Annotated in this window: 13 protein-coding genes and 1 pseudogene; 9 read left to right on the top strand and 5 right to left on the bottom strand. The window is 30.7% G+C overall.

The features are described 5' to 3' along the window. Nucleotides 1-262, bottom strand: a pseudogene (locus tag H7355_RS15835) (helix-turn-helix domain-containing protein); the annotation flags it as partial. A gap of 131 nt (nucleotides 263-393) precedes the next feature. Between H7355_RS15835 and H7355_RS15830 the strand changes: the two are divergent. Further along, the gene (locus tag H7355_RS15830; protein ID WP_186650449.1) at nucleotides 394-1,032 is read left to right on the top strand and encodes a hypothetical protein; all 639 of its coding nucleotides are present in this window, start codon (nucleotides 394-396) and stop codon (nucleotides 1,030-1,032) included. A 42-nt stretch (nucleotides 1,033-1,074) separates the two neighbouring features. Further along, the gene (locus tag H7355_RS15825) at nucleotides 1,075-2,721 is read left to right on the top strand and encodes a hypothetical protein (RefSeq protein WP_222435742.1); all 1,647 of its coding nucleotides are present in this window, start codon (nucleotides 1,075-1,077) and stop codon (nucleotides 2,719-2,721) included. A gap of 18 nt (nucleotides 2,722-2,739) precedes the next feature. Here H7355_RS15825 and H7355_RS15820 read toward each other — a convergent pair whose 3' ends face one another. The 4 genes from H7355_RS15820 to H7355_RS15805 all read right to left on the bottom strand — a co-directional run bounded on the left by H7355_RS15820 (nucleotide 2,740) and on the right by H7355_RS15805 (nucleotide 6,871). Next, on the bottom strand, nucleotides 2,740-3,027 hold the full coding sequence (locus tag H7355_RS15820; RefSeq protein ID WP_186650442.1) for a hypothetical protein: 288 nt from the start codon (nucleotides 3,025-3,027) through the stop codon (nucleotides 2,740-2,742). 13 nt (nucleotides 3,028-3,040) lie between these two features. Then, complete coding sequence (locus H7355_RS15815; RefSeq protein WP_172604003.1) at nucleotides 3,041-4,000, bottom strand: ParM/StbA family protein; 960 nt, start codon at nucleotides 3,998-4,000, stop codon at nucleotides 3,041-3,043. Nucleotides 4,001-4,317: 317 nt separating this feature from the next. Continuing rightward, nucleotides 4,318-6,489 (bottom strand): type IV secretion system DNA-binding domain-containing protein, encoded by a 2,172-nt coding sequence (locus H7355_RS15810; protein ID WP_186650439.1) that lies wholly within the window; start codon nucleotides 6,487-6,489, stop codon nucleotides 4,318-4,320. A gap of 10 nt (nucleotides 6,490-6,499) precedes the next feature. Continuing rightward, on the bottom strand, nucleotides 6,500-6,871 hold the full coding sequence (locus tag H7355_RS15805) for a hypothetical protein (protein ID WP_130613093.1): 372 nt from the start codon (nucleotides 6,869-6,871) through the stop codon (nucleotides 6,500-6,502). Between the two features lie 372 nt (nucleotides 6,872-7,243). Between H7355_RS15805 and H7355_RS15800 the strand changes: the two genes are divergently transcribed. The 7 genes from H7355_RS15800 (at nucleotide 7,244) to H7355_RS15770 (ending at nucleotide 11,350) form a co-directional block, all read left to right on the top strand. Continuing rightward, a complete protein-coding gene (locus H7355_RS15800) occupies nucleotides 7,244-7,657 on the top strand; it encodes a hypothetical protein (protein ID WP_186650426.1) in 414 nt (137 codons plus the stop codon). Nucleotides 7,658-7,684: 27 nt separating this feature from the next. Further along, the gene (locus H7355_RS15795) at nucleotides 7,685-8,143 is read left to right on the top strand and encodes a hypothetical protein (protein ID WP_186650423.1); all 459 of its coding nucleotides are present in this window, start codon (nucleotides 7,685-7,687) and stop codon (nucleotides 8,141-8,143) included. Between the two features lie 96 nt (nucleotides 8,144-8,239). Then, complete coding sequence (locus H7355_RS15790) at nucleotides 8,240-8,650, top strand: hypothetical protein (RefSeq protein WP_186650420.1); 411 nt, start codon at nucleotides 8,240-8,242, stop codon at nucleotides 8,648-8,650. A 161-nt stretch (nucleotides 8,651-8,811) separates the two neighbouring features. Beyond that, nucleotides 8,812-9,138 (top strand): hypothetical protein, encoded by a 327-nt coding sequence (locus H7355_RS15785; RefSeq protein ID WP_130613105.1) that lies wholly within the window; start codon nucleotides 8,812-8,814, stop codon nucleotides 9,136-9,138. Nucleotides 9,139-9,144: 6 nt separating this feature from the next. Continuing rightward, nucleotides 9,145-9,720 carry an HNH endonuclease gene (locus H7355_RS15780; RefSeq protein WP_186650417.1) on the top strand — a complete coding sequence of 192 codons (576 nt, stop codon included), beginning with the start codon at nucleotides 9,145-9,147 and terminating at the stop codon, nucleotides 9,718-9,720. Then, nucleotides 9,710-10,021 (top strand): hypothetical protein, encoded by a 312-nt coding sequence (locus H7355_RS15775; RefSeq protein ID WP_186650414.1) that lies wholly within the window; start codon nucleotides 9,710-9,712, stop codon nucleotides 10,019-10,021. Before H7355_RS15780 ends, H7355_RS15775 begins: the two co-directional genes overlap by 11 nt. Before the next feature lie 3 nt (nucleotides 10,022-10,024). Then, nucleotides 10,025-11,350, top strand: a complete 1,326-nt coding sequence (locus H7355_RS15770; protein ID WP_186650411.1) for a hypothetical protein — start codon at nucleotides 10,025-10,027, stop codon at nucleotides 11,348-11,350. Nucleotides 11,351-11,434: the final 84 nt, after the last annotated feature.

Below are 11,434 nucleotides of genomic sequence, written 5' to 3'. Positions count from 1 at the left end.
GAGGCGCAAGAGAGCTTAAAAGCTTTCCTGATACTTTATAGCGTTCAATTAATCTTGATAATGTGCGTTTCGAAATGCCAAGTTCATTTGCTGCTGTTTGTCTTTTTTTTTCAGAAATTTTTGCTATCTTTAAAAGGGATTGAATGACTTCTGCTCTGCGGCGGGCTTCTTCCCAAGCTGGTTCTGACAATCTTACTGGCTCAATTTCCAAAGAAGATGTCCCAGAACTTTCATTTTCTTCGGTAATGTCCTGATTTTCCATAGTTGTAATCTTGTGACAGGGAGTATGGAAATTTTAGCATATTAGGACAGGATCTATGGAAAAAACTTTTGACATCCTCTTTGGGTAACTATCTAATTTCACTCCTTACGAAATGACATCCTCTCTGGAAAATGACAAAGAAAGAAAGTATTCTCTATAAAAATATTGAAGAAAATCTTTTGAAACAAAAAGATTTTAAATGCTTTAGTGATATAGATTCGTACAATAATGATTTAAAATCTGAACTATTTTTAAAGAGTAGAGATTTTTACTTTGATATTATTGAAAAAACTTTAAAAGATCTTAATAATATAAAAGTAGATTTTGAAAAATCCTTAGATAAAAAGGAGCAATACAGGCAGATTATAATAGAAGAGTTTTCTCATCTAAAGAAAAATTACATAAATCTGAATGAAAAAATTGAAGAAAAATGTAAGGTATATACTGGGAAAAATGCGACGTTTAAAAATGATTTTAAAAGACTAATCGAGGAAGATTCAAGGTCAATATATAAACGTAAATATTCTGAGGATGCAGATTTAGTTACAGCAATTCTGAATTTCAGTAATGCAAACAACAGTGAAATTGATGCAATATTGAACAAAAATTATAATTTATTATTGGCTCAGGAATCTGAAAAATCTCAAGACAACTCTGAAATTTCTTTAAAAGTTCTTGATTTTGGACTTGATAAAGAATTACAGTCTATTTCAAATCAATTGGGATTGACTCAGGAAGATAAAAGTTCATTAGGATTAAAGATGAGTTAATATCTAAATTTATAGGTCAATAAATGTTTATGAAGGAAAAATATGATGTTGGCAAAAAAACATAAATCAATAACTCAACATGAGCTTTGTTCACATTTGCGAGTTTCGCTTTTCTTTGAATCAATCTTAGCTCTATCTGAAGAGCATAAGACTATAGAAAAAGGAGAAAAACATGTATATACAATAGATAGTGTTGTATTTGTTTTTGAGCGAAATATTTTTGATCCAAGTTCTGATAGAATGAAGTCTTCTGTTTACTTGCTATCTATAGAATCAATTTTTCTATTAAAAGGGAATGCGAAGTCAGCATTAAAAAAGATTTTAGAAGTTGCTGATTTGCTTAATGTGGGAATCACTACACATTTAAATGCTCGAAAGCATATAAATACTCAGGCTTTAGAAGCTTGGTTTGCAAAAGAGGGTTTCATTGAGAATAGATATGGCAAACATAATAGTTCTTGGTTTTATTATCCAAAATTTAAGTCCCAAAAATTGCCTTATAAACTAGAACTTCCTTGTAGTCATAATAAGATAGAATATCTTAAAATTGATGACGTCATTGATGTATTGTGGGGTGCAAATAAATCAAGTTTTTTAAGAAGAATTAATTATAAAAATGACAAAATTTTTAGCGATGATTCCCCATTTTTAATTACGATTAACATTCTGAAGAGTACTTTTAAATTTGATCAATTAGAAAAATTGATATATTCAATAAGAAATGGTTATGACTATATTCCAATTATTGCCCATTCTATCCCAGAAATAAATGATAAATATGTTTATAATAAAGATTTATATCATATAAATATGGACTTTTTAAACGAAAAATACACATATTCTATTGGGTATTTGAATTTCTCTTCTCTATTTGAGATAGATTATTCTTATGTATTTAATCTTAATAAAAGTGATGAAATAAATGAAGTAGAATCTTTTGACTTTATATCAAAGGAGCTTCTTAGACTAAATAAAAAAATTAACATTAAAGAGTATTGTTTTTTTATTTTTGAAATATTTAAATATATGCTATTCCCTGGTATTTTACTGGGATTAATAATATATTTAATAATGACATATAATGCAATGAATACTTCAATATTTTTAATTATCGCAATACTTTTTATATTATCGATTTTGTTTGCTAATTCAATGAAAAATAAGATCTATTCAATAATAGGAATGCAATCCAATCAGAACTACACTTTAAAAAGGTATGATATTGTTAAGAGAGAGAAGGATCTTTTTATATTTAGAAGAATCTTTTTATCAAATAATAATATGGCTCTTATTTTAAGTCTAATTTTTTGTTTTTATATAGCGTATATTCTACCAAAAATTTTGTTTTTTGCTAGTTTTATAGATTCTAACTTTCAAGTAGGAGATAATCAGTTTGCTATAGCTTGTATTGTTTTTTTTGTTTTAGGGATATCTTTTGTATTTATGTATTACATCATTTGTTTTATTATAGTTAAAATATTTGAATATTTATCAATCTATATCGGATATTTATTTTCCTCAAAGAATTCAATCATCACTTTAAAAAAAGCTATAATGAGCGATATGGAATCATATTTACGTAAAAATAGAGAGTTTAATGTCAGTGCGAGTCATTTTTCTCTAAATTTTCCTAATGAGATAATTAAGAGAATGTCAATAATATATATTAGAAAAAGATTGAATTTTTAAAAAGAAGATCCAGCTTCTTTATCCGAAGAGTGGATTCTTCTTTTTAGTCGTATTAGCTTCTTTTAAATTACCATTATTAGAAGCAGGTAGTTTTTGTGTGGGAGATTTTGGAATATTATTCAATTCTTTATCTTGATTTACGAGGATACTTTCTCCGCCATCAATAATCTCTTTATCCCAAAATTTTCGAGTTAATTCAACAAAGACATCTACTCTGTTTTTGCGGCGCAAAGAGTTATAAAAACTCAGTGCTTTTCTTTGTTCTTCATTTTCAGTGTCGAGTGTAAATCTTAAATCAATTTTCATATTTGTTCCAATCCTATACCATCATAAATTGGCCTTTGACATTCGCAAATATGTCCATCCTAGCAGTTCTTCTTTCGCAATCCCACGGAAGTATGAAGTTTTCTCCTCCACCAGTAAGGATTGTATTTTGTGTAGAGCGCCAAGCATCGCCTAATAAATTTTTTAATTTCTCAGCAAGGGATTCTGTAAATTCTTTACGAAGGTTTTCGTAATGCTCTTTGAACTCAATTTTTTCACTGCCAATTTGCAGTTCGAAACGTTGTTTATTAATAGCTTTTGCAAGTTCATGGTATCCAATACGGATTTTCAGAGATCTTTTTTCATTGATTTTATCGCTGAGTTTTCTGATAAAGACAGAGGTTGAAATGTCTTTAATTGAAGTGCATCCTTTTTCTTTATAGATATATGCTTCATCAACATCATCCCAGATGACAGAAACAACGTCGGTTGTACAGCTTCCAATGTCCACGAGAGTTAATGACTCTGGTAAGTCATTACCTCTTTCTTTTTTATATAATTCAAGGGCACCGACTCCTTGGGGGACAATTTCGATTGATTTAAAAGTGATAGATCTATGCTCATTTTTTGCATTTAACCATTCATACCTTGTTTTTGATTTTAGAGACTTTCTAAGGTCTGATTTAGCAAATTCATCGTAAGGCAACGAGAGTATCAAAGTTTCGTAATCACCAGTGAGACCTTTGCTTTCAAAGGCATGCATCCATTGTATGGATTGCTTTAAACTACCGTGGAATTCTCCGAGTTCAGGATTTTCTTGGAAATTTGTTTTCTGTAATTCAGCTATGCGACCAGCTACGTACCATTTTCCATCTACATTTATCTTACTTTTAAGTTGTGAATGCTCTGGTACTTCTTCAATAAGGGAGGCTTCAGAAAATTCAATTTCCTTGCCATCTAGAATTGTATAAAGCTTAAGATATGAGGAACCCGAATCAATTGAAATAGACTTCATAGTAAACTCCTTTGTGAATAAACGTATACAAGCCGAAAAGCCGATAATACATAACGGCTATAAAATAGTAAATTTATATGAAAATTCTGTCAATAGACGGCTATACGTATTTTAGGCTTTAAGTGCTAACGTCTATATTTTGGCTTCTTTTAAAGCGGATGAAAATATAAATCAATAAAAACAAATATTTGATATTTTGTAGCTGTGATGTCTTTAAGGTCTTACGTATAAACGTTTAATAGACGTTAGTACGTTATGTCTTTAAGTAGGTGTGGTCAGATATTTAGTTAACTTCTGTAAAGTAGTTTAGGATTGATCTAAATATATTCATCATCAGGTAAATTGATTGTCACTTCATTCTGAGGGTAATACTGATCTGTGGTGCCGATATCTGGAATACCTTCGCGAATTTCCACAGAGTTATCCTTCTTCTCTTTTTTCTTAGAGCGTTTAATTACTTTACTAAAAATGATCTCGTCGTTTTCTTCTTTTAAAATCGTGATATTTTCATCATCGACTTCAAAACTATAGCGTACGTCGCCAATACTGTACTCATTGCGCTTCACTTTAAATGCAATTTCTCGGAGGATTTCAGTAATTGTTGCGACTTTTTCAAGGTCTGAATAGCGCGTATAATTCGCATAACTTTCAATTAATTTTTTTAGTTCGTTTTTACCGAAGTAATACTCAAGCGGCTTTACTTCTTCTATCCAACTCTTTTTTGAACGAACTGAAATCGTTTTTTGAACTATTGTTCCATCTTCATTTTTTGCTTTTTCGTAGTTTACATAGTCAAAACTTAAATAGCATGGGGGGTAATACGCAAGCTTAACCCAGGCACAATTTTTCTCAAGACTCATAGTCTGGTTCGTGCTAACGTTACACTTTTCTTTACTTCTGATGGAAACATTGCTGCCGCTATTTTGTGAACTCATGCTGCCTTCAGTGATCTCAACTTCAATTTTCCCCAGTCGTTCAGAGATTTGATTAGCAAGTTCCGCATCTGTGCATTTAAATGCGACCAGGTTTTGGAGCCCTGTAAAAATGGATTTAGCTTGGCTTTGGCCAAAAATAGACTCTACTTGAGCGTTGTTTTGGTACCCAGCAAATGCTGTTAGATAAAATTTTGAACCACGACTGAGAAGCTGTTCCATAACCTGGAGTTTTCCAATTTTATGAAGTTCATCCATGACAAGAACAACAGGAATATTGTCTCTAGACTCTCCTCTTTCAAACATAGCAGAAACAAAAGTTTCAACTTGAACCTTAATTAAAGGTTTTGACTCCTCCCACTCGTTGTCTTTAGCGATGATAAAAACAAAGGAGTCATCGTTTCTTTTCACCCATTCGTAGAATGAAAACCATTCCATTTCTTTGTTTTCACTTGCTGCAATTGTTCTTGGATGGTGATTTAAAAATTTCACAAAATCGAGATTTTTAATTGACGAAGCCACTGCTCCTATCCCTTGATCTGATCCTGCGCGACCAATATATTTTTTAACAATAGGGTCTTTATTGTCATCTAAAAGTTTTAAAAGGCTTTCTTCGTCGAGGCAAAGAATCTTCCAGAATTCCTCATGAGAGTTTGAAAGTCGAATTAACGATGCTAATAGTTTCCCTCCAGCTGTATCAAAAAACTCTGTGGAATCTTTTTCAGGGGATAGTAATGCATCTGAAAAGAACGATGCTGGCACGGAAGGTTCATGCCAGAAATCCCAAGCCATGCTCCTCACATCATATAAACTTAAAATTATATCACCTGGTTTATAGAAAATTTCTAAATAATCTCCATCAACATCCACAATGCATCCCTTCATTTTTGCGGCGCGTGCTTGGGTGAGCATTGACTTGATAAAATTTGATTTCCCCGTACGAGAGGAGCCACAAACGGCAAAATGAGTGAACCAATCCATAAATGGTATTCTGAGATTTTTAGAGAAAAATAGATCATATTTTGAGAATTCTGTGTTGTTTTTTTTATTCTTCACACGTGATTTTATAAGTTTAATGAGTCCTTTTTCATCCGTAATAGCGACTTCATCGCTTCGCACTCTTTGACCATCATTCAATTGCTCTCCTTTTTTTTTCATCCAAATAAGCATGTAATATGAGAGAACGGTAGAGACAAAAATGTACGCACTGACAGTCATAATAAAATATTCGTTGTGCTCATAAAGTATCTTGTCATAGATGCTTTCAACCTCACTTGCTTGCGAAGTTGTTACAGGTATGTTCAATGAACTGATAAATGGATGAATTAAATTTGTAATGAGCGTAAAAATTTTTGAGCCAACTGTATGTAAGATTGTACCAAAATATTCAGATGTTCCTCCTTTATATGAATATTTTACAATAAAAAAATATGGAATAAGGGTAATCATAAAGGATAGAAAAATTATTTCTATCGTTTTTTTAACGCGTAAAAAAAAGTTAGATTTTGTTACAACGGTACCATAGTTGATCTGATTGGCTTTGCTTTCACCCAACATAGATAGCTCCTTATTTAATTATTTTTTTTGCTTTTGCATCTTCAATTTCAAGGTCGAGTATTTTTTTATAAGCACTTTTTTTCTCTTCTGTACTCGCCATTTCAACATAGATAGAGGTTGTGACCGAGGATTTTACAATATAGCTTGCAAGAGAGGATAAATGTTCAGAAAGTTTATCTACTTTTTTTGAGAGAAAAACGATTTCATCACGTAACTTTTGATTCTCAATTTTCATTTCATTTGTGACAAAACGATCTGTTTCAATGACAAATTCTCTGACAAAAGAAGAGGGCTTCATTCTAAATTTTGATGCTTTAGCTGTAATTATGTCCCGTTCATTTGCGTTTAAACGTATCGAAATCGTCGTTTCTTTTTCTTCCATAAAAACCCCCGAAAAATATAAATAAATATTATTAGAGGTAACAATGTAGTACGGAAAAATTTAAATTAAACAATATTATGAAAGGTAAAATTTATTTCGTATTACGTGAAACATCTAATATTACAATTGTAATATAATTTAAATACGCAAATCAAATATTTTAATCATATTTTTAAAGGATATATTTTTTTAATGTATTAAAAACGTATTACAATTATGTGTCAAAAATTGAAAATTGTAAAAGTTAGAATTCCTAAAAAACCAATAAAAACATATATTTGCCGCAACGCAGTTGCGTAGTGTGTGGTAACGAAGCCAGCCCTTGGCTGGCGTAGTCTGACTTTCTTTTTTTTTCTTTTGGAGGGTTTAGAAATGGGTGCAGTTTGGAAGTTTAGTTTTTATGCGTTTCATATTCCTAAAAATCGATTCCCAGAAATAAGTAAAATTGTTTCTGAAATTTTATTGCCAGAAGCAAAATTTTATATGTCACCTGATCGTGACTTTGGGCAGATTGAAATTGCTAATCAAGAAATTTTTTCAGACTTCACATTTGATCGGAGTGCATTAAGTGAATTGAAAAAAAGAATATGGGAAAACGGTTTTTTAAATTTTCACTTTGGGGCTGAGCAAGTTGAAGGTGTAGGCACGGTGGAATACGGAGAAATGGAATATAGAGAATTTCAAAATGGAAAAATCAAAAATGTGAAAAACTACGTCTCAGAATATCAGAGATTTATAACTTCAGAGGACGATTTAGCCAGAGCATATGATATAAGCGGTCTATAAAAGAAATTTTAAAAAAGGAGATTTTGAATGCATAGCGATAGAGATTCCAATTTATCAATTTTTGAACGTGTGCTGATGTCTCAAGATTTCAACACTCAAGGCAACTATAAAAAAATACTGTATCACTATGAAACGTTAACATTTAATCAAGTAAAGCATTTACTGACGGAGTCTGAAATTTTTAATTTGAACGTAATAAGTGAAAAAATATTTTTAATTAGCTCTGAGTTTGATTATAAGAGTGATTTAAAAGGTTTGCGTTTTGATTTTAACAAAGTTAAAAATTTTTTGGAGCTGCGGCCAAATTTTTTAGATAGTGAGTTTAAAAGAGAGAATGATAATGAGTATGAATATAATTACATCATACTCAAAAATGATCCTGCACTTCGAATCAATCAAATTAGAGATGCGATCATTGAAACAATAATAGATTATGAGTTGAAAATAAATATTGAGAAATTAGAAGTTAGGAAATATGCATGCTAAAAAAAGATTTAAGATTAGCTCTTTACTTTATGATATATATATTGTAAAGTAAATTTTAGAAGTTTAGAAGGTCAGTCAAATTCGGAGGATTATATCATGAGCAATTGCTGGGCGTTTAGTTTAGTTATCAATGAAATACCAGACTCACGATTTAAAGAAATCATTGAAGGTGTAAAAAATTTTATGTGGCGCTTTAAAATTGAAGATAAATTTTTATTTGCAGATTCAGAAAGTGCTGTAATTGAAATTTTGGATTGTTGCATAAGTGAAAGATGGGATTTCAGAGAAGAAGCGATTGAATGTTTAAAGCAAGAGCTTTGGAAAAATGGATATATAGAGTTTTATTTTGGTGCTGAAGTAGTGATTGACATTATCACTGTTAAAATTGGAGAGGATGATTTTCTAGATTTTGTTAACAATAAAAATATAGAAGATGATGACGACGAATCGGAGATTGCAAAATATCAAGGCATGAATCAAGAAGAATATCAAGAATTGTATTCATGAGTTTTGAAACTTTATGATATAGTTGTTTTAAAGTTAGTTTTAGTAAAGGTTTTACTTTGTGACATGTATGTTTTATAGTTTATCTTAAGAATCAGAGTAAAGTTTTTTTGAAGTGTAGTGTGTATGTTAGAGTGTGAACAATATAATTTTAGGGAGAAAAAATGGCTCGTAAACTTGCAGGTGCTTCTTCATCTATGACGACGACGCTCAATCTAAGGTCGTTTAAATTAGTTAAGTTACAAGCTCAGATCACAGGTGAAGCCGAAAAAATTTTGAATGAGTATATGCATTTTAGAAGTGAAACAGATCGTCAAAACGATGTGTCAGTTGACGCAATAATAGATGCACTCATAACGGAACGTCTCGCAAATGAAAAAGCATTTCTTGATTGGAAAAATTCAAATCCGAAAAATTTTTCTGAGACAAAAATTAATTTAAAGAAGAAAAAAGCTGACGTAGAAGAGGAAGTGAAAAATATCGAGGCTTGATAGAACATGAAATACAAAAGCTCAGAGCAAAATAGAAATATGCGAGAACCTCTTCGAGGGAAAAAAAGTTTTCGCGGTAAGAAACTTCCAGAATGTCGTTGGTGTCATTCTGAAATTACTGGACTGCGTCGTTCTTTTTGTTCTGATGCGTGTGTGCATGAGCATAAGCTACGATCAGATGTGAGTTATATGCGTGCTGCGGTTTTTGAGCGAGACCACGGGATTTGTGCAATATGTAAGCGAGATTGTGAACAATTAAAAAATGAAGCCCTAAAAATCTTGCTAACGCACGGCGAAGAAAATTTAAAAAAATTTTTAAAGCAATATGGATATCCTAATCGTAGAATTAAGCTGTTTATAACTCGAAATGGAGCTGCTCTTTGGGACGCTGACCATATTACTCCTGTTTCATGGGGCGGTGGAGGCTGCGGGCTTGATGAAATGAGAACTCTGTGTGTTCCTTGCCATGATCTCATTACGCATGACCAGAGGCGAATGACAGCGCTTGGAATATCTGCAAAGCAAAATACGCTATGGAATGATGACGAATTATACTTGGATATAAATAAAAATGACAAATAATATTAAATCCCCTAAATTTTTTGGAAGACCGACAGCATCTTGGTTTATCTTTATGTCAAATGACAGTTTTATAGCTGAAAATGAAACTGAATACTCTGTGAGCGATTTAGCTTCACATTATAAAAAAACGAAATCGACGATTCGGAATGTTATATTACGAAACTATGAGAAATTGTACGATAAAAAATTTGAACCTAAATATATTATAAATGAAAATGGGGTGACCGAGGTCCTTTTTAAAGGTAAATTTTTAAAGAAGATATCATCTGATTATATTAGAGAAAATGAGTATTTAAGGTGATTTATGTATGTTGTAAAGAAAAATTATATTTTTGACTTAAAAGAAGTGAAAAATCTATACCAAATACCAGAAATGATTTCTAAAAAGCTAAAAAGAATGTATTCTAATAATTCATTACAAAGGAAGCAGGACCCTGAACTTATTGAATATTTACTTCAAATAAAAAATGCAAATAATTGGATTAAATGCGATTGCAATAATGATGTACAAAATCCTGTTATTATGACTATTTGTCAAAAAGATGAGACGATCTATTTTAGCAAAGTTCATTCATTTTGCGATCATCATATCAGGTGTGTTTTTTATAGGGAAAATACAAATATATCAAAAAATAATCTTGAGTATATAAGGGAAAGAAAAAATATTGAATTTTTTGGTATGTATAAAAATAGTGATGAAATATCATTAAATAAGAGTATTACTAATAACGATTCAAAGAATACGCGGAGTGATATTGGAAAACTCGGAAGAAGGCTTTTCACTTTAGTAGAACTGTCAGGCTTAAATTGCTATAAAGACGAATATTTTCTTCAGAGCTCAAGTAATTTAGAGGCTAAGAATATAAAAGAAATTGAGAATTTAGTCAGTAAAAAGAATATTGCACCAAATATAAAGTTAAGTGAGTGTTTTTTATTTAAACACAAAATATCGTTTAAAGACCTGTATACAGTATATGATAATATCAAGAATCTTCATTTTAAGTGGCCTGAAAGTTATAAAAAACATGGTTATATTTTATTTACAACGGATAAAATTGATAAAGTAGAAAAGGCTATAAATATAGCTGGTGATAATATATTGAATTTAAGTGGAAGTATAAAATTTATTAATGGTGTAATTGAAAAATCTGAAGATGCAGGACCTTACCTAGTTTTAATGAGTGTTTTACATAATAGTAAAAGAAAATCACAATTTGAAGTTTATGATGCATTTGCTGCAGCAATTCTTTCTAGAGATATATTGATACCTATCGAAAGCAATTTTGAAAGAATTGTATTAAATAAAATAATTTATGCTTTTAAAATGTTAAAGATAAAAAATAAAAACTCGAATTTTAGCATTACAAAGCCATTATTTGATATTGAAATTTTCAATGAACGATGCCGTCCAGATTTTATCATCGACATGGATAGTAAAAAATTTATAATTGAAGTTATGGGTTTTGAGAATGATGAATACCTCGAACGAAAAGAGAGAACTCATCATATAATGAAAAATATTGCTCCGATAATATGTTTCGATTGCAAGAACTATAGTAATAAAAGTATTTTTCAAGAAGATCTGGATATTTTAGTGAAAGATCTTTATACAAAGTTTTATAAAAAATAGTTTTATTTTTTATATGGTTTATATTACAGAATTTATTTACTTAGTTTTATCAATTATTAGAGAAGATTTTACTCCTGTGTTAAG

It is taken from the genome of Fluviispira vulneris (assembly GCF_014281055.1).
Taxonomy (GTDB): Bacteria; Bdellovibrionota_B; Oligoflexia; order Silvanigrellales; family Silvanigrellaceae; genus Silvanigrella; species Silvanigrella vulneris.
Note: the sequence above shows the minus strand (reverse complement) of the source record. Positions and strands in the feature narration are given on the sequence as shown.